General features: G+C 70.6%; 17 protein-coding genes. 10 read left to right on the top strand and 7 right to left on the bottom strand.

Annotated elements, in window-relative coordinates; all coding sequences use genetic code 11:
- Window positions 1-56: 56 nt before the first annotated feature.
- From D7Y21_RS32520 to D7Y21_RS32510, 3 genes are all read left to right on the top strand, one after another.
- Window positions 57-269: a hypothetical protein gene (locus tag D7Y21_RS32520; protein WP_120566951.1), complete on the top strand. Its 213-nt coding sequence runs from the start codon at window positions 57-59 to the stop codon at window positions 267-269.
- Window positions 270-277: 8 nt separating this feature from the next.
- Entirely contained in the window at window positions 278-955 is a 678-nt protein-coding gene (locus D7Y21_RS32515; RefSeq protein WP_121717744.1) for a lipopolysaccharide assembly protein LapB, read from the top strand.
- 69 nt (window positions 956-1024) lie between these two features.
- Window positions 1025-1981, top strand: a complete 957-nt coding sequence (locus D7Y21_RS32510) for a hypothetical protein (RefSeq protein WP_233612366.1) — start codon at window positions 1025-1027, stop codon at window positions 1979-1981.
- Here D7Y21_RS32510 and D7Y21_RS32505 read toward each other — a convergent pair.
- From D7Y21_RS32505 to D7Y21_RS32490, 4 genes are all read right to left on the bottom strand, one after another.
- On the bottom strand, window positions 1975-2628 hold the full coding sequence (locus D7Y21_RS32505; RefSeq protein ID WP_233612365.1) for a CAP domain-containing protein: 654 nt from the start codon (window positions 2626-2628) through the stop codon (window positions 1975-1977). The two genes, D7Y21_RS32510 and D7Y21_RS32505, sit on opposite strands and share 7 nt — an antisense overlap.
- 87 nt (window positions 2629-2715) lie before the next feature.
- Window positions 2716-4041 carry a DUF1552 domain-containing protein gene (locus D7Y21_RS32500; RefSeq protein WP_121717739.1) on the bottom strand — a complete coding sequence of 442 codons (1326 nt, stop codon included), beginning with the start codon at window positions 4039-4041 and terminating at the stop codon, window positions 2716-2718.
- Window positions 4038-5675 carry a DUF1592 domain-containing protein gene (locus D7Y21_RS32495; protein ID WP_233612364.1) on the bottom strand — a complete coding sequence of 546 codons (1638 nt, stop codon included), beginning with the start codon at window positions 5673-5675 and terminating at the stop codon, window positions 4038-4040. Before D7Y21_RS32495 ends, D7Y21_RS32500 begins: the two co-directional genes overlap by 4 nt.
- Window positions 5676-5992: 317 nt before the next feature.
- Complete coding sequence (locus D7Y21_RS32490; RefSeq protein ID WP_370039583.1) at window positions 5993-7951, bottom strand: M3 family metallopeptidase; 1959 nt, start codon at window positions 7949-7951, stop codon at window positions 5993-5995.
- A gap of 354 nt (window positions 7952-8305) precedes the next feature.
- Here D7Y21_RS32490 and D7Y21_RS32485 point away from each other — a divergent pair, with 354 nt between their 5' ends.
- From D7Y21_RS32485 to D7Y21_RS32465, 5 genes are all read left to right on the top strand, one after another.
- The gene (locus D7Y21_RS32485) at window positions 8306-9199 is read left to right on the top strand and encodes a hypothetical protein (protein ID WP_120566957.1); all 894 of its coding nucleotides are present in this window, start codon (window positions 8306-8308) and stop codon (window positions 9197-9199) included.
- A gap of 7 nt (window positions 9200-9206) precedes the next feature.
- Window positions 9207-9590 (top strand): hypothetical protein, encoded by a 384-nt coding sequence (locus D7Y21_RS32480; RefSeq protein ID WP_121717736.1) that lies wholly within the window; start codon window positions 9207-9209, stop codon window positions 9588-9590.
- 12 nt (window positions 9591-9602) lie between these two features.
- A complete protein-coding gene (locus tag D7Y21_RS32475) occupies window positions 9603-10136 on the top strand; it encodes a hypothetical protein (RefSeq protein WP_121717734.1) in 534 nt (177 codons plus the stop codon).
- A gap of 480 nt (window positions 10137-10616) precedes the next feature.
- The gene (locus D7Y21_RS32470) at window positions 10617-11978 is read left to right on the top strand and encodes a DHA2 family efflux MFS transporter permease subunit (protein WP_121717732.1); all 1362 of its coding nucleotides are present in this window, start codon (window positions 10617-10619) and stop codon (window positions 11976-11978) included.
- 132 nt (window positions 11979-12110) lie between these two features.
- The gene (locus D7Y21_RS32465) at window positions 12111-13562 is read left to right on the top strand and encodes a sialidase family protein (protein WP_147469435.1); all 1452 of its coding nucleotides are present in this window, start codon (window positions 12111-12113) and stop codon (window positions 13560-13562) included.
- A 123-nt stretch (window positions 13563-13685) separates the two neighbouring features.
- Here D7Y21_RS32465 and infC read toward each other — a convergent pair whose 3' ends face one another.
- Window positions 13686-14435 carry a translation initiation factor IF-3 gene (gene infC, locus D7Y21_RS32460; protein ID WP_121717746.1) on the bottom strand — a complete coding sequence of 250 codons (750 nt, stop codon included), beginning with the start codon at window positions 14433-14435 and terminating at the stop codon, window positions 13686-13688.
- A 279-nt stretch (window positions 14436-14714) separates the two neighbouring features.
- Between infC and D7Y21_RS32455 the strand changes: the two genes are divergently transcribed.
- Entirely contained in the window at window positions 14715-15905 is a 1191-nt protein-coding gene (locus tag D7Y21_RS32455; RefSeq protein ID WP_233612363.1) for a trypsin-like serine protease, read from the top strand.
- A gap of 108 nt (window positions 15906-16013) precedes the next feature.
- A complete protein-coding gene (locus tag D7Y21_RS43085; RefSeq protein WP_121717728.1) occupies window positions 16014-16616 on the top strand; it encodes a transglycosylase SLT domain-containing protein in 603 nt (200 codons plus the stop codon).
- Window positions 16617-16717: 101 nt separating this feature from the next.
- Here D7Y21_RS43085 and D7Y21_RS32445 read toward each other — a convergent pair whose 3' ends face one another.
- Complete coding sequence (locus D7Y21_RS32445) at window positions 16718-17014, bottom strand: hypothetical protein (protein WP_121717726.1); 297 nt, start codon at window positions 17012-17014, stop codon at window positions 16718-16720.
- 187 nt (window positions 17015-17201) lie between these two features.
- Entirely contained in the window at window positions 17202-17717 is a 516-nt protein-coding gene (locus D7Y21_RS32440) for a hypothetical protein (protein WP_120566964.1), read from the bottom strand.
- Window positions 17718-17838: the final 121 nt, after the last annotated feature.

Genomic DNA, 17838 nt, shown 5'->3' with positions numbered 1-17838 from the left:
GATGGGGAGGGGCGGGGACCCCGTGGTAGGGTGAGGGTCCGGTCAGGAGACGCGACATGAGCCAAGACGAATCCCGCGCGCGGAAGATCCAGACAGCCCTTGAAGGGAACGATGAGTTCAGCACCTTTTCCATCGACCCGGACCTCAAGAAGCTGAAGATGAAGCTGGACCTCCAGTCGGAGGCGCAGCAACAGCAGTCCGGCCGCCCGGAGACCGCGCCCAAGTCGGGCATGTTCATGCGGCTGTTCCACAAGATGTTCCGGGGTTGAGGGGCACGATGGTCAAGGAGTCCTACCGCGCGCAGTGGGATCGCTCGCGGGCGTATCTGGAGACGGGGGACCTGGGGCTCGCGCTTCAGGAGCTGCGAGACGCGCTGACGCTGGCGCCGGACGACGCGGTCCTCTGGGAGGAGATCTTCAACCTGTCGCTGCTCGGGGGCCTCTCGCAGAACGCCCTGGCCGCCGCGCTGCGGCTGCGCCAGCTGGCGCCGGAGAACCCCAACTTCATCGGCCTGCACGCCATGGCCGCGCTGCTCGCCGGCAAGCTGACGGAGGCCCTGCCCCTCTTCGAGGAGGTCCTCCAGCGCGACCCTGAATCGGTGGAGGCCCGCCGGCAGCTGGCGCGGGCGCTGGACATCGCGGGCCAGCGCGGCCGGGTGCGCACGCTGCTGGAAGAGGCCGTCGCGCGGGCGCCCTCGGACACGGGCGCGCCCAACGACCTGGCGGTGCACTACCTGGAGCACGTGCCGCAGGAGGGCCCGGCGCTCGCCGCGAGCGTCCTGGCGCCGGTGCTGGAGGCGCACCCCGAGGACCCCACCACGCACTTCAACCTGGCGCTGGCGCTGCGCCTGGGAGAGCCGGCGAAGGCCCGTCACCACGCGGAGCAGGTGCTCCGGGGGGCTGACAAGGAGCTGCGCGCCAAGGCCCAGCAGCTGCTGACGATGATCCCCGGCTGAGGCCGGGCGGGCCGTCAGGCCGCGCCGGGCACCTCCGTCCCCGGCGCCATGGATTTCCAGAGACAGAACTTGAAGACCCCGGGCGCCGTGTCCTCCCTCTGCTGGAGCGGAGACGCGCTCGTGGATCCGGTGGGCGGACTGGTGCGCTACCACCTGGATGGCAGCACCTTCGACCCGCACATCCGCTATGCCTACCGCTTCGACCGCGCGGTGATGTCCCCGGATGGCCGCTACTGCGTGCTGTACGAATCGCTGGGGACGAAGGGACTCCTGCTCGACGGCACGCGCGTGGTGCGGCAGCTGACGCGGGACTTCTACCAGGCGCACGTCTACGACTATCCCGTGGCCCTGCACGCGCTCCCCAGCGGACGCACGCTGCTGGCGCACTGCCCGGAGTCGTACTGCGAGGTGGAGTTGGAGGACGCCGCCACGGGCGAGCGCCTCACGAAGCGCGACAACACCCCGATAGACATCTTCCACTCGCGGCTCCAGTTCAGCCCGGATGGGCGCTACCTGGCGAGCGCGGGGTGGATGTGGCACCCGGTGGACGCGGCGTCGGTGTTCGACGTGTCCCGCGCGCTGGAGGAGCCCGCGTCGCTGGACAGCGCCGCGCTGATGGAGGGCGTGGAGAACGGCATCTTCCTCACGTCCGTGGCCTTCGGCGCGAAGGACACGCTCGTCTTCATGCGGATTGAAGAGTCCCGCGACGACGCCACCTTCTTCCTGGGCACCTACTCGCTGACGGAGAAGAAGGTGCTGTCAGAGGTGGAGCTGGAGGAGCCCGCGGGCCCGCTGATGGTCGTGGACGCGGAGCACGTGGTGGACTTCTTCGGCCACCCGAAGCTGGTGTCGCGCACCACCGGCCGCGTGGTGCGGCGCTGGGAGGACCTGGACACGGGGAAGGTGCTGGCCAGCATCCGTCACCACCTGCCGCCCCCGCCGCACTTCGCGCTGGACCCCGCGCACCGCCGCTTCGCCGTGGGCACGGCGAACGGCATCGAGATCATCACGCTCGCGGCTCAGTAGGGCTTCTCGCCCACCCAGTTGCCCGGCGGCGCGTAGTTGCACACCCAGAGCTGCCACGTCTTCACGTTGCCTCCGAAGGGCGAGTTCTTCGTGCACAGCCGCGTCGCGCAGCCCACCGCCTTCGTGGTGCGCCACACCACCTGCGTGTAGTGGCCGCACATCTTCCCGGCCTTGCACTTGCCGGAGGCGTAGTCGTAGTCCGCGGCTTCGTCCGCCCAGCCCTTCACCACCTGCGCGGTGGTCCACGTATCCGGCGTCGCCGCGGCCAGGTTCTCTCCGAAGCTGCCCCGGTCCGGGTTGTGCTCGAAGCGGCACTCCTTCACGTAGGCCTCCGCCTTGCGCGCCGCCTCGTCGGACCAGGTGAGCGCGGGCAGCGCCGGCTTCGGCGTGGGCCGTGAGGCCTTCGCCCGCGCCTCGTTGTGCGCGGCCACCATGTCGCGCTTCAGCTCCGCGGCGGTCGGCACCGGCTTGCGCGTGCCCTCGGAGGGCGCGGGTGTTGCGGCGGGGGCCTTGCGCGCGGCGGCGGTGGCCGCGGCCTTCTTCGTGGAGGCGGAGACGGGCCGCTGCGCGTTCGCGCTGGAGCCACAGCCGAGCAACGGGGCCAGCAGCAACACGGTGAGCCCGCGACGGAACACAGGAAGAGCCATGCGCGGAATCATTCCGCACCTGGGCCCCGCGCGCTGGAGAACCGAACCGGGCAGGCGGCCCCCGGGGGGCCCGAGCCCCCTCCTGCCCTACGCTCCCAGGCCTGGAAGGGGCCCGGTGCCGTCGTCACCGAAGGTCGTCGCGGACACGCCGAACATGTGGAGCAGCGCGATGTAGAGGTTCGCCAGCGGCTGGCCCCCGTAGCGGATGTGCCGGCCCGGTGAGATGGCGCCGCCCGCGCGGCCCGCGAGCAGGATGGGCAGGTTCTTGTGCTCGTGCATGTTGCCGTCGGCGATCTCACTGGAGAAGTACACGGCGCTGTGGTCCAGCAGCGTCCCGCCCTCCTCCTGCACGGCCTTCATGCGCTGGAGGAGGTACGAGAACTGCTCCACCTCCCACTTGTCGATTTTGACCAGCGCGTCGTAGTTGGCCTGGTCCCGCTGGTGGTGCGAGTACGTGTGGTGTTCGCCGGACAGCCCCAGGAACGAATACACGCGGGTGCTGCGCGCGTTGCCCAGCATGAAGGTGCACGTGCGGGTCAGGTCGCACTGGAACGCGAGCACGATGAGGTCCAGCATCGCCTTCGTCTTCTCGCGCACGTCCTCGCTCTCCGCGGGCGTCACGGCCGCGCCGCACGTGGGGCCGGAGCCGTCCATCGCGTTCACGCGCAGCTCCAGCTCGCGCACGCCGGTGAAGTACTCGTCCAGCTTGCGCTTGTCCGTGGTGCCCAGCTTCCCCTGGAGCGACTTCGCGTCGTCGCGCACGGCGTCGATGATGCTCAGGCCGTACGCCTTGCGCTTCGCCAGCTCCTCCTGCGTGACGTTCGGGTCGAAGTCCGCGAAGAGCCGCTCGAAGGCCGCGCGAGGCTTCGTCTCCTTGGGCACGGGCGTGGACGGCCCCGCCCACGCGATGTTGTTCGCGTACGGGCACGCGTAGCCGGAGTCGCAGTTGCCAATGCCCTTGCCCTGGTCGATGCCCAGCTCCAGCGACGGGTAGCGCGTGGCCGTGCCCACCGCGTTCGCCAGCACCTGGTCCATGGAGATGCCGGTGCGGATGTTGGTGCCCTCCGTCTTGCGCGCCTTCACGCAGGACAGGAACGCGGACGTCGCGGCGGCGTGGTGGCCGTCGCCGTCCGGTTTGCCGGGCAGGTTGTCCAGTCCGCTCAGCACCAGCAGGTCGCCCTTCACCGGCGCCAGCGACGCGAGCGTGGGCGTCAGGGAGAAGTCCGCGCCCTCCCCGCCGGGCGTCCACTTGGGCATGTGGATGCCGCAGGGCGTGTAGAAGGCCACGAAGCGGCGCGGGGCCGGCGTGGCGGCGCGGGCCGTGCGCGGGCGCATGACTTCCAGCAGCGGCAGCGCCATCAGCGCGCCCATGCCGCGCAGGAGCGTCCGGCGGGAGAGGGCAGTGTGACTCATGGCTTTTGTCCCTCCGCTTCGCCACGCCGTTGCAGGAACGCGTCGCTGCGGACGATGGCGAGGATGTAATCGGTGAGCCGGCCGCCCCGGGTTTCGGCCTGCTGGGAGATGTCGCGCACGGTGCAGCGGTCCTGGTCTTCCGCGCCGCGCCCCAGCGCGTAGGTGAGCAGGTGACGTGTCATGCACGCGGACATGTCCGGGTCCTGCTTCACCACCGCGCGCATCTCCGCCACGCCGTTGAACGCCTTGCCCCCGGGCAGCTCGCCGCTGGGGTCCACCACCGCGCCGCCTTCCTCCTTCGTGCGCCAGCGGCCCACCGGGTCGAAGTTCTCCATGCCGAAGCCCAGCGGATCCATCAGCGTGTGACAGCCCGAACAGGTGGGGTCCACGCGGTGCTGGGCCATGCGCGCCTTGATGTTGAGCGTGGGGTCCACCGCCGGGGCCAGTCCGCCCGCGTCGAGCGGTGGCGGGGGCGGCCCCTTGCACAACAGCTGCTCCAGCACCCAGACGCCGCGCTTCACCGGCGACGTGCGGTCCGGGTTGGCGGTGACGGTGAGCAGCGCGCCCTTGCCGAACAGGCCCGCGCGCTCCGGGTGGTCCTTCAGCTCCACGCGCGTCATCGCGGTGGTGCCGGGCTTGGGCAGGCCGTAGTGCGAGGCCAGCCGGTCGTTCACGTAGGTGAAGGGCGCGTCCAGCAGGTCCTTGAGGTGGTGGTCCCCGGTGACGAACTCCTGGAAGACGAGCTGCATCTCCTGGCGCATGGCCTCGCGCAGCGGTTCGTCGAAGCCGTAGCGCGACTCCGGCTGGGCGAAGTCGAGCGCGCGTGTGTAGAGCCATTGCCCCGCGAAGTTGTCCACCAGCGCGTGGGCCTTGGGGGCCGCCAGCATGCGCCGCACCTGCGCCTCCAGCACCTCCGGCTCGTGCAGGTGGCCGCCCTCCGCCGCTTGCAGCAGCGCTTCATCCGGCATGCTGCTCCAGAGGAAGTAGGACAGGCGGCTCGCCAGCTCCAGGTCGCTGATGGGATGCGGCGCCGTGGACGTGGGCGCGGGGTCCAGCTCCACGCGGAAGAGGAAGTGTGGCGACACGAGCACCGCGCGCAGCGCCAGCTTCACGCCCGCCTCCGGCGCGTCACCCTGCTGCCGGGCCAGCGCGACGAACGCGACCAGCCGCTCGACTTCTTCCGATGTGACGGGCCGGCGCCAGGCGCGGCGCGCGAAGGTCTTGAGCAGCTCGCGCGCGCAGGACTCCGGTTGGGCGGGGTCGAGCACGCACGCCTTGAACACGCCTCGCGTCCACGCGGCCTCCACCAGCGCCTCCGCCGCGTGCGAATACTTCTCCATCAGCAGCGGGGACATGCTGAGCACGTCCGCGTTGTTGTCGAAGCCGAAGCCGTGGTCGTCCGGCGGGAAGCTGCTCGCGGGCGAGCCCGTTTCGCCCAGGAGGTCGCGCACGGTGTTGTTGTATTCAGCGCGGTTGAGGCGGTGCAGCGTGACGCGGCCCGGGTCTCGCGCCGCCGAGCGGCACAGCGCGTCCTGTGGATCCACGGACGCGTCCGGCCCCGGCAACACCCGCGCCTTGGGAGGTGAATCGTTGCAGCTCGCGGTCAACATCGCCGCCACCGCCGCGAGGCCCACCCTCCGCCATCTCCGCCCGCAGGCCGTCACCGCGTGCACGCCTCCTCTGGGCCGCGAAAGGGCCCCGGTGAGCGCGCTCCAAAGCAAGACCCTCACCAGCAGCGGCGTGACGACAGACTGACGTCAGGCTCCGTCCCCGGGGTGGAGATGGGCACGTGCGAGGGACTTGATGGGGAAGGGGAGTTCCGCGACCGGGCAGGGCCCGGGGCCCACGGAGGCACCGCGCGCCGACTCCTGCCCCCAGGGGCGGGTCAGGCGGCGCGGCACTCCCGGAAGCGGGCTTCAAGACACGGCCCGCTTCCGGGGATGAGGCAGCGCTACTTCGCGTCCTTCGCGGTGCCCGTCGTCTTCGCGGCGCCGTCGAGGTACGCGCGGTAGGCCTCGAAGCCGTACGGCCGGCCGAGGAAGTCCTTCACCTGCTCCGCGGCGGGCTTGGAGCCGCCGGGCTCCAGCACCGTCTTGCGGTAGTGCATGGCCGTGTCGCGGTCCAGGTAGCCGGTCTCCTGGAACTTGGACTCCAGGTCCTTCGCGATGACGGAGGACCAGAGGTACGTGTAGTACGCGGCCGAGTACCCATCCAGGTGCCCGAAGGCGAGCTCGAAGTGGGTGCCGTCGCGGAACTCGTGGCGGAAGGGCGACAGCTTCTTCTGCAGCTCCGAGAGCACCGAGGACGTGTCGAAGCCCGGCGCGCGCGAGTAGTACTGGAGGCTGACCGCGGACAGGAACAGCTGCCGGCGCGCGTACAGGCCCAGGCCGAACTCCTTCGACGCGCGCAGCTTCTCCACCAGCTCCGCGGGGATGGGCTCGTTGGACTCGTGGTGCTTGGCGAAGCTCTTGAGCACCTCCGGCTGCTCCGCCCACTGCTGCAGCAGCATGGACGGCGTCTCCACGAAGTCGCGCTCCATGGAGATGCCGGAGATGGGCGTCCACTTCTGGTGGCCGGAGAAGATGGTGTGCATCAGGTGGCCGAACTCGTGGAAGAACGTCCCCACCTCGTCGTGCGTCATCAGGTCGCCGGGGCGCGGGAAGTTGCACACCAGCACGGCCTCCGGCAGCCGCTTGTCCAGCTCACCGGTGACCAGGTCGAACTGCGCCGCGTGCTTGTACTTGTCGTCGCGCGGGTGCATGTCCAGGTAGATGCGGCCCAGCGGCTTGCCGCCGTCCACGACGTCATACGCCTCCACGTCGGTGTGCCACGTCTTCGCGTCCTTCACCGGCTGGAAGGCCACCCCCCACAGGCTGGAGGTGATGCCCATCACGCCGTCCTTCACGCGCGCGTACTCCAGGTAGGGCCGCACCGCCTGCGAGTCGAACCCGAACTTCTCCGCGCGCAGCCGGTCCTCGTAATAGTCCTGGTCCCAGGGCTCCACCACGGTGGCGCCCTTCACGTCCTTCTTCTTGCGCGCCAGCAGGTCCGCCATCTCCTTCTTCGCGCGCGCCTCCGTGGCCTGCGCCAACTGGTCGATGAAGTCCGACGCGGCCTGCTGCGTGCGCGTCATGCGCGTTTCGGTCGTGAAGGCCGCGTAGGTGTCGTAGCCCAGGAGCGTGGCCAGCTCGTTGCGCTTCTCGATGAGCTGCGCGAGCACCGCCTGGTTCTTGGGGAACGCGCGCTGGCGGTAGGTGCGCCAGAGCTTCTCGCGCGCCTTCGCGTTCTTCGCGTACGTCATGAACGGGAAGTAGTCCGGGTAGTTGCTGGTGATGACCACCTTGCCGTCCGCGCCGGGCGCGTGCGCCTTCTTGTAGTCCTCCGGCAGCCCGTCCAGGTCCTTGGGCGTGAAGGCCACGCTGCGCGTGTCCTCCGCGATGTTCTGCCCGAACTGCTGGCCCAGCTTGAGAATCTCCTCGTTGAGCGTCTTCACCTTGGCGCGCGTGGCCTCATCCCGGTCCACGCCCGCGCGGCGGAAGTCCAGCAGCGTGCGGTCCATCCAGTGGTGCGTGGCCGCGTCCTCCTTGGACAGGTCCACCAGCGACAGCGCGTCGTAGACGCCGCGGTCCTGAGACAGCGCCACGTTGGCCGCGTCCACCTGCTGCTCGCACTCGCGGGACGCGTCGCGCATGGCGGCGTCCGGGTGCACTTCATGCGTGAGGCTGGAGCGGTTGGCCGCGTTGAGGATGGCCGTCTGCGCCTCGTCGTACGCCTTGAGGACGCCCTGGCCGTTCGTCTTCGGATCCAGCTTCTTCAGCGCCGCGACCTGCGCCTGCGCGCGCTCCAGGTCCGCCTTGCACAGGGCCTTGAAGGCGTCCGGCGTGCTGGCCAGCGCTTCCGAGCCCTTCATGGGCGCCAGCTGGGGCTTCGCCGAGTTGGCGGCGATGCGGGCCTGGGCTTCACGGTTCTGCGTGATGCTGCCGTTGGAGCAACCCGTCGCGGCGAGCGCCGCCACCACGGTGAGCGCGGGGATTTTCAAGGGGACTTCCTCCACAAGGGGAACGACCTGCGTCGCGGGCCCGTCATGCCACATCCCCGCCCCTCCGCGCCCGTCCGCCGTGAACAGCCAGGGTGTCCTCCGGTACAGGCTGGATGCTTGGGGGCCCCAGCTGACGCAGCCCGCCTTGTTCCCCGTGCAGCCGCCCGGTAATCCGGCACTCGCTTCGAATTCTTGGAAGTTGTCCTGGCCGGAGGGTGAACACGGATGCGCAAGGCACTGGGTGGTGCGGTCGCGGCGTTGCTGTTGTGGGGCTGTGGTGGGGCGGGCACGGAAGCGCCGCCGGCGTCTCCGGAGGGACTGTCGCTCCGCTCCGGCACGGGGCTGACCGAGGGCACCTGGGCGCACGACGGGCAGACGGTGTCCTTCGCCTCGCGCGAGGTGGAGCCCGGGGTGTACCGCCTGGAGGTGCGCATGCACGGCATGACGCTGACGGGCCTGATGGACCCGGCGTCGGGCGTGTCCACGCTGGACGGCTTCGCGGACACGAACGTGCAGGACACGCAGGTGGTGGACGCGGACCGCCAGGTGCTGAGCGCGTTCTACGGGGCGCTGAACCAGGGGCTGCCGCAGGGTGACGCGGCGGCGCCGGAGGCCATGTACCTGCGCCGCGCTGTGGGCCTGTGGGCGCAGCAGCCCACGAGCGTCACGCTCAAGCGCACGGTGATGGGCGAGCAGGGCCGCGGCTACACGATGCTGTGCAGCTACGCGAAGTGCGGCGGCAAGAACACGGGCAGCTGTGGCGGCACGTACAACTGGTACTCGTACGCGAAGCACGACTGCGACAAGGGCGGCTTCGACAACGCGCGCAACCAGCAGATCGCCCAGCTGGGTGACCACACGACGTGCAACGGCGACGAGTACTACATGAACGGCAGCACCTGGGTGTGCGGCGAGCCGGACCACTGGTCGCGCCCCAAGGTGATGGGCAACTGCTTCGGCCGCTGCGGCGGCGGCTGCGGTGGTGACACGCAGTACACGCTGGACGCCACCAACCATGACGGCTGCGTGCGCAACGGCCACGTGCTGGCGAGCGCCTACTGCAATGATCAGTTCGTGTCCGCGTCGGACGACGAGCTGTTCGCGCCCAACTGCTACTAGAGGCCGGATGGGACGACGCGCGGTGAGGCACGCGGTGGGGGCGGTGGGGCTGTGGCTCGCCGCGCTCGGCTGTACGTCCACGACGTCCTCCAAGGCGGAGGCCGCAGAGGCAGCGGTGCGCCGCTTCTTCCAGGCCCTGCCGTCCGGGGACTGCGCGGTGCTGGGCTCCATGCTGGTGACGGGGCAGGGTGTGCCTTCGTGCGAGGAGACGGTGAAGGACCTGCGCGAGCACGGCATGGGCCTGGTGGACGTGCTCGACGCGAAGGTGGACGGCCGCGATCCGAACGCGGTGGTCGTGCGGGCGCGGGTGTCGCAGGGAGGAACGGAGCGCGCGGAGCCGTTCCTCTTCCGGGTGGAGCGCCAGGGTGACGGCTGGCGCCTTCGGTTGTAGGGGGAGTGGACGATGCGGAACCGTGAGCGGGTGATGCTGGGGAGCGCGGCGGTGCTGGTGGCCGCGTTTATCGCCGTGGCGCTATGGCCGTCGCGCGAGGCTTCTTCTCCCGCCGCAGCGCCCCCGGTGACGAACGCGGGCCCTGGCCCGGTGACGGCGGCCCAGGTGTCTCCGAAGCGCGCGGTGCCGGTGCGGACGCCGGACCCCGCGCCGCCCCACGCCACGGTGGTGCCGCCTTCGCCCGGAGACGTGCCGCCGGAGCCGGAGGTGGCCAACGCGCCGCCGCAGCAGAACGACCCCATCGAAGAGGAGAGGCCCCAGACCGCGCGCTGGAAGCTGGAGAAGACGGAGCACATCGCCACGCTGCTGGGGCGGGACGTGACGCGGCTGGAAGGCGAGCGGCAGGAGGCGAAGTCGCGCGGGGACAAGGCCCGCGTGGAACAGGTGGACGCGCTGCTCCAGCGTCACCGCGTCCGTTTGGACGAACTGCGCGAAGAGGCCCGCACCCTGGCCGAGGCCGCGAGGAACGAGCCTTCGGAACCCTGACGGACGGGCGGGGCTCCCCGTCGGGGGCGCTCCGCACGAACCTGTCCGACAGTCGGACAGGGTTGGAGGAACCGGGTAGGGGCGCCCGAGCCCGCTGATCAGCGGAAACCTGTCCGACAGTCGGACAGGGTTGGAGGACCGAGGCTCCCCCACTCCCGGTGAACAGCGGGAACTTGTCCGACAGTCGGACAGGTTTCTGGACCGTGCCGGGGGAGGTGGGCCTCATGCTCGGGGGCCTGTCGGCGGAGGTGCCCGCTCGGCTGCCCTCCAGCCGGAGTGCCGCGCCCGCTTCACGCGCGGGCCCCACCGCTTCGCGCTGGGAGTACAAGTGCTTCTGCCGGACGCGGCGCGGCCTTCACGCGGGCGTGACAGGCACGGTGCTGCGTGCGCATAGAAAAGGACGTGTCCGTTACCGCGACTGCCTCCACCGCGCCTTCCAGCACCCCCTCCACCCGAGGCTCCCGGCTGGCATCCATCGCGGTGGCCAGCGCGCTGTTCATGGAGTTCCTGGACTCCACGGCGCTGTCGACCGCGCTGCCCACGCTGTCCGTGGCGTTCGGCACCGACCCCGTCCACCTCAAGCTCGCGCTGACGTCGTACATCCTGGCCCTGGCGGTGCTCGCGCCCGCGAGCGGGTGGATCGCCGACCGCTTCGGTCCGCGCCGCGTCTTCATGACCGCCATGGTCGTGTTCCTCGCGGGCTCCGTGTTGTGTGGCTTCTCCCAGACGCTCGCGCAGCTCGTCGTCTTCCGCACGGTCCAGGGCCTGGGCGGCGCGCTGATGACGCCCGTGGGCCGGCTCATCGTCGTGAACTCGGCGCCGCGCGAGAAGCTGGTGTCCGCGATGAGCTGGTTCACCATGCCCGCACTGATGGGGCCGCTCTTGGGACCGCCGCTCGCGGGCCTCATCCTGGGCGTCGCGGACTGGCCGTGGATCTTCTTCATCAACGTGCCGGTGGGCCTGTTGGGCATGTGGGCCGTGGCGCGCTTCGTGCCCCCGCTGAAGCAGCCGGACCCCGGCCCCTTCGACACGAAGGGCTTCGCCATCGCCGTGGTCGCCATCACCGCGCTGATGGGCGCGGCGGAGACGGTGGGCATCGGCCTGGTGCCGTGGCCCGTGCAGGCGGGCATCACGCTGGTGGCGGTGGGGGCGCTGGTGGCCTACGTGCGGCACGCGCTGCGCACGCCTCGCCCTGTGCTCAACCTGCGCCTGTTCCGGGTGGACACCTTCCGCGCCAGCATGATGGGCGGCGCGCTGGTGCGCATCGGCCTGGGCGCGACGCCCTTCCTGCTGCCGCTGCTCTTCCAGGTGGCCCTGGGCTGGGGGCCGCTGGAGGCGGGGCTCGTCACCATCGGGACGGGGCTGGGCGCCTTCGCGTGCAAGCCGGTGGCGCCCTCGCTCATCCGCCGCGTGGGCTTCCGTCAGACGCTCATCGCCTCCAACCTGGTCACCGCCGCGGTGACGGCCGTGCCCGCCTTCTTCGGTGTCACCACGCCCATCCCGCTCATCATCGGCACGCTGGTGTTCAGCGGCTTCATGCGCTCCCTGCAGTTCACCGCCACCAACACGATGGCCTACGCGGACCTCCCCAGGGAGTCGGTGAGCAACGCCTCCACCATCGCGGTGGTGACGCAGCAGATGGCGCTGAGCGTGGGCATCAGCTTCGGCGGCCTGATGCTGCACGTGGCGCGCGGCGGCGGCGACGTGCGCCTCACGCCGGACCGCTTCCTCCTGCCGTTCCTCGCCATCGGCTTCGTGTCGTCGCTGGCCGGGCCGCTCTTCCGCCGGCTGCGTCCGGACGCGGGCGAGCACATCGGCGGCAGGGCCGCGGCGCGCGGCTGAGGCGTCCAGCCCACGACACAGCCGCCGCTCCTTCGTAGGGCAGGCGGGCAGGCGGAAACCCTTTTTCCCACCTTCTTTCGTCCCTCCCTCCCCACCAGTTTCCCGGCGGGGAATCCAACGGAAGGGGTGGGAATGGGTTGGGCGGCACTCACAGGACTACTGCTCGCGGGCATGACGGCGGCGACGCCACCCTCGGCCATCCCGGTGCGGGGAGGCAATGCGCTGACGTTGCCCGCGCACCGGCACATCGTGCGCGTGTCCCGCAGCGAGGGCTCCGTGCTGCTCGCGGCCGTGCAGCAGGGCGGACAGGACGGGCATGGCCTGCGGCTGTTCCGCAGCGACAACGGCGGCAGCACCTGGAAGCAGGAGGGCATCATCCACGACGGCTCCACCTACGACCGCGCGGACCTGGTGGTGGTGGGCAAGGACGTGGCGCTCGTCTACGCGGTGGAGACGCCGGACAGCGCGGGCATCAGCGGCTCCACGTCCCGCGACGTGTACTTCCAGTGGTGGCGCTACAGCGCGTCCAAGAACCACTGGCTCCCGGACAAGGCCGTGCGCGTCTTCGACTCCACCAGCTCCAGCACCGCGTACTACCGCGCGGAGCTGGCGCGCGACTCCAAGGGCCGGCTCTGGGTGCAGGCCTTCTTCCGGGAGAAGGACGCGAGCAACTCGCTCGTCATCTCCGTGAGCAGCGACGGTGGCTCCACCTTCCGCACCCAGTCCTCGCTCGCGCGAGACATCCCGAAGCGCGGAGGCGGGCGGCTCATCAGCCTGGGCAGCCGGCTGATGATGCTGTGGAGCTCGCACGACGGGCGCGACACCACGCACTACCGCATTCGCGATGACAGCGCGTCCGTGTCCAGCTGGTCCTCCACACGCACCGCCTTCTCCGACGGCATCTACCACGGCGCCGCGATGAGCGCGGTGGCGGACGGGAAGGGCGGCCTGCACCTGGCCTACAAGGACAACTCCGAACGGCTGCTCTACCGCCGCTTCGACGGCAACGCCTTCGGCTCCGCGGTGAAGGTGCTGGAGGACGGGGACTGGGCCACGCAGCCGGCGCTCGTGCGCGCGGGCAGCAGCCTGTACCTCTTCTACAACCAGCCCCGGAGCGACGGCACGGGCTACCGGCTGTGGGTCCGCGCGCTGTCCTCCAGCGGCAAGCCGGGCGCGGGCAAGGAGCTCGCGTCGGTGTCCGGCTTCGCGGGCTACCCGGCGGCGCCGGACGTGCTGCCCTCGGGCGTGCCGCTGGTGTGCTTCTTCGGCATCGAGCCGTCCTCCGGCTCCAGCTACCGGCTGTCCTTCTTCTCCACCAGCGCGTCGTCGCTCAAGTCCCAGACCGTGGCGGCGAAGCAGGCCCCGGCGAATGAGGACCAGGACGGCGAGCGGTTCACCGCCACCGGCGGCTCCGGGTTCGAGCCCCCGCCGGACCCCGGCGCTCTGGCGAGCGCCATGACGAGCCCCTCCCAGCAGGCGATGGCCGCCGGGTGTGGCGGTGCCAGCGCGATGCTCGCGGTGGGCGTGACGTTCATCCTGATGGAGTGGGGCCGGCGCCGACGCACCCGGGTCCTGCCCGGCTAGCAGGGCAGTCCGGCGTCACGGCCGCGAAGACGAACGCGGGCGGTCTCCCCGGGACGCATCCCAGGGGGCACCGCCCGTGTGCGCGTCTCCCGGTGAGGGGAGACGCGGGAGGCCTGCGGACGACTACGTCGTCGCGGGCGCGGTGTCCGGCGCTTCGTCCGGCGTATCGTCGCCGGCTTCGCTGGCGCCGTCGGATTCGACCGGGGCCGTGGAGGCACCGTCCGCACCCGGAGCACCGGCCGCCTGGGGCTTCTTGCCGGTGCCAGGAGGCGGGGACTTGCGAGCGGCCGCCGCGGCCTGCCGCGCCTGCTCACGCGCCTTCTGCGCGACCTTCGGCGTGGGGGCCAGGATCATGTACATCTGCCGGCCTTCCATGCGCGGCAGCTGCTCCGCCACCGCCACGTCCTTCAGGTCCTTGATGACGTCATCGAGGATGGCGCTGCCCAACTCCTTGTGCGTGATTTCACGCCCGCGGAACTGGATGACGACCTTGGCCTTGTTGCCCTCTTCGATGAACCGGCGGGTGTTGCGCACCTTGAACTCGTAGTCGTGCTCCTCCGTCTTGGGACGGAGCTTCACTTTCTTGAGCTGGATGACCACCTGCGTGCGCTTCGCGTCCGAGGCCTTCTTCTTCTCCTCGTACTTGAACTTGCCGTAGTCCATGATCTTGCAGACCGGCGGCTTGGCCATCGGGCTGACTTCGACCAGGTCGAGCGACTCGGAGCGGGCCTTTTCCAGCGCCGCCTCGATGGTCATGACTCCGAGCTGCGAACCGTCGGAGCCCACGACACGGACTTCCCGCGCGCGGATGCGGCGGTTGGTTCTCTGGTCCCTGTTGGGACCCCGGCTGCTGTTTCTCTGTTCGCGAATGATGTGAACATCCTCCAAAAAGGGTTGCAGACCCACCACCCGTGAAGATGTGGCGGGCCACTCAATGTGGCAGTCCCCTCCGGCGGAGAAGGCAGGCAGACAAGCCTTCAGCCCCTCGGGGCAGGGAGACGTGCAACGGACTCTATCCGGTTCACGACCCCCAGGGGCAAGGTAACGCGGGGCACCCCCCATTCCCATGACCCCCTGTTGCCTATGATGCGCCCCATGGTGAAACGGTCCACCGCGTCCGCCCGGGATAGGACAGGATGCCCACCCCCGAGGGTGGTTGCGCTCGGGACCTGGCTGGTGCTCGCCTGCCTGCCCTCCTGTGGCCCGGTGGACTCCGGGCCTCCGGGGACCCCCGGGCCTGGCGGCGGCCCGGGCCAGGCCCTGGTCCAGGGGACGGACGCCCCCGGGGACACGGCGGCGGTGGCGCTGGTGGCCCGGCGCACCCGCTGCGGAGGGGAGGCGCCGGTGCTCCTCTGCTCGGGCGCCCTCATCGCCCCGGACGTGGTGCTGACGGCGGCGCACTGCCTGGCCGTCTTCGGGGAGGCGGGCCCCTACGAGGTCTTCCTGGGCCCCACCCTGCTCCCGGAGCCCGGGCCCGGGGGGCGGTTCGTGCGGGTCACCCGGGCGGTGGCCCACCCGGAGTTCGTCCCGGCCACGCACACCTGGGACGCCGCGCTCCTGCGGCTGGCGGTGCCCGTGACGGACGTCCCGCCCCTCCGGCTCCCCCAGGCGGGGGACGCCCCGGTGGCGCCGGGAGACCCGGTGCGGGCGGTGGGCTACGGGGACACGAAGGACGCGGCCCGGCCCGCGGGCCAGCGGCGGCAGGGCCAGCTCCAGGTGACGGGTGTCACCGGCAGCGCCTTCCAGGCCGGCCCCGCCCCGGCCATGACCTGCGTGGGGGACAGCGGAGGCCCGGTCCTGGGGGGCCCGGCGGGGAACGAGGTGCTCCTGGGTCTCACCGTCAGCGGTGACGTGGCCTGCCGGACGGAGGCGGTCCAGCTGCGGGTGGACGCGCTGGAGGACTTCCTCCGCCCCTTCCTGGAGGAGCCCCCACCTCCCTCTCCTCCAGGGACGCTCCCCCTGAACGTCCTCTGTGAGGCGTCCTGCGCGAGCGACGCGGACTGCCCCTCGGGCCTGCAGTGCGTCACCGCCGGGGACGCCCCTGCCCGGTGCCTCCTGCCCGCGCTCCAGGCCGGGACCTACGGCGAGGCCTGTACGAAGGACGCCGCTTGCGGCGCCCCGGGCGTGTGCGCCCGGCTGGAGGTGGACGGCGACGACGCCTGCCGCTGCTTCACCCCCTGCGAGGCCACCGTCGACCCGCTGACACCGGACCTGGACCGGCCCGACGTCAAATGCGGGTGTGGCAGCGGCCCCGGTGGCCTGGGCGCTACACTCGCCGTCCTGCTGGGGCTGTTCTGGCGACAGTCCCACCGCAGGATTCCACGAGGTCGGTTCCCGGCGTGACTCTGCGTGAAGGCGCCTACAGAACCGCAAATGTAGGCGAAACTCCGCGAATCAAACTCCGAGAATCAGGCATCGACGTTTTCGGCAATCGCAAAGGTCCCTCCCCCCATGGACTACAAGATCAAGTCGGGCGACACGCTGGGCGCGCTGGCCAAGCGCTTCAACACGGATGTGGATTCGCTGGTGAAGGCGAACCCGAACATCACGAACAAGGACCTCATCTACGCGGATGCGAAGCTCAACATCCCGGGCAGCAAGGATGACTTCCAGGCGCAGGGTGTCTCCAAGGGGCCGGACCTGACGGGCGGCGCGCAGCAGACGCAGGGCGCGCAGGCGGTGGGTGACGTGCCCCCGGGCCAGGTGGGTGATTGGATCAAGCAGGCCATGGACATCCTCAAGGCCAACGGCGTCCCGGTGGAGAAGATGAACCCCCAGGACATCGCGAAGATCATCCAGCACGAGTCCAGCGGGAACCCGAACGCCATCAACAACTGGGACTCCAACGCCCAGAAGGGCACCCCGTCCATCGGCCTGATGCAGACCATCCAGCCGACGTTCGACGCGTACAAGCTCCCGGGCCACGACAACATCCGCAACCCGGTGGACAACATCATCGCCGGCGTCCGCTACTCCATTGAGCGCTACGGCTCCGTGTCCAACGTCCCCGGCATCAAGGGCCTGAACAGCGGCAGCGGCTACGTCGGCTACTGACCGGCGCTGACAGAAGCCAGACGCACCGCGCCCCGCGGTGGAAGACGGTCCTGACCGTCTCCCACGCGGGGCGTCGTCATTTCCGTGGCTGAAGCGTGCCGTCAGCCCCCGTGCAACCGGGAGCGCTCCCGCGGGCCACCCGCGCGCTTGATGTGGATCTGGCTGGGCGCCTTCTTGCGCCCCCGGAGCCCCGTGCCCCGGTTGTTGCGCTTGGGGCCGTGGTCGCCAGCGGCGGGGCCCAGCGTCACGCGCTTCAACTCCTTCTGTCGCAGCAGCGCCTCCGCGTCGTCATGGGCCAGGGTCTTGCGCCCTTTGCTGGCCTGCACGCTCGGCTGGGCCGCATGGGGATCCACGCGTCGCTTGTTCTTGATGCCTGCCACTCGGGTCCGCACGGACATGAAAGTCCTCCTTTGAGCTGAGGTAGGGACCCATGCGGGGTGTTGCCATCCCTGGCGACGGGCGGGACAGGGGCCGCCCTGTGAGCATGCGAGGCGCGGGCGCCCGGTGGCGCGGGATGACAGGGGGCGCACGAGCGGCGCTCAACCCCAGGCGGGAATCACACCCGGACGGCCGCCGCGGCTCAGGTCAGGTCAGGTCTTCGTTGTCGCGGCGGGCGCGCTTCTTCGCCTTGGGCTTGCTGGACTTGGCCGCCTTCGCCTTGGGCTTCGAGGTGGTCTCCGGCGGGAACAGCCAGCCGTCCTCGGGGCGGGGCTGGGAGGCGTTCACCGGCTCCAGGTGCTGGCCGCGGCAGCCCCGGCACCAGGACTGCGGACGGCGCTGGCCCTGGCTCATGATGCGGAAGCCGAAGTCCTGCTCCGTGGGCCCCACGTGGTTGCAGCGCGGGCAGCGCGTCATGGACGTGGTGCCCGTCTCCCGGGCCTTCTCCCGTCCGTGCTCCACCACCAGCGCCAGCGCGGCGGCGAACCCGAGCTTGCGCTCCGTGGGGACGTGGAACTGACGCGCGCGCTTGCGGTTGCCCCGGCCCATCACGGGCAGGAGGTCCAGGCCTCCCAGGAGGTTGCGCTGCTCCAGGACTCGCGACGGAGACGATGGCGGGGTCGAGTGGCTCACGCGATCATTTCTACGGGAGGGGTCTGACATGGCCGGTCCACGTGCCGGGTCGCCAGGTCCCGCTCCATTCGGAGGTCTGGACACATGTTCAGTAACCCCTGGCATTTCCAGGGGATTCCCCCGGCGGCCGGGCGGGGGTGGGGCGCCAGGG

Source organism: Corallococcus sp. AB045 (assembly GCF_003668895.1).
Classification (GTDB): Bacteria; Myxococcota; Myxococcia; order Myxococcales; family Myxococcaceae; genus Corallococcus; species Corallococcus coralloides.
This window is presented reverse-complemented; position numbering and strand designations above follow the sequence as displayed.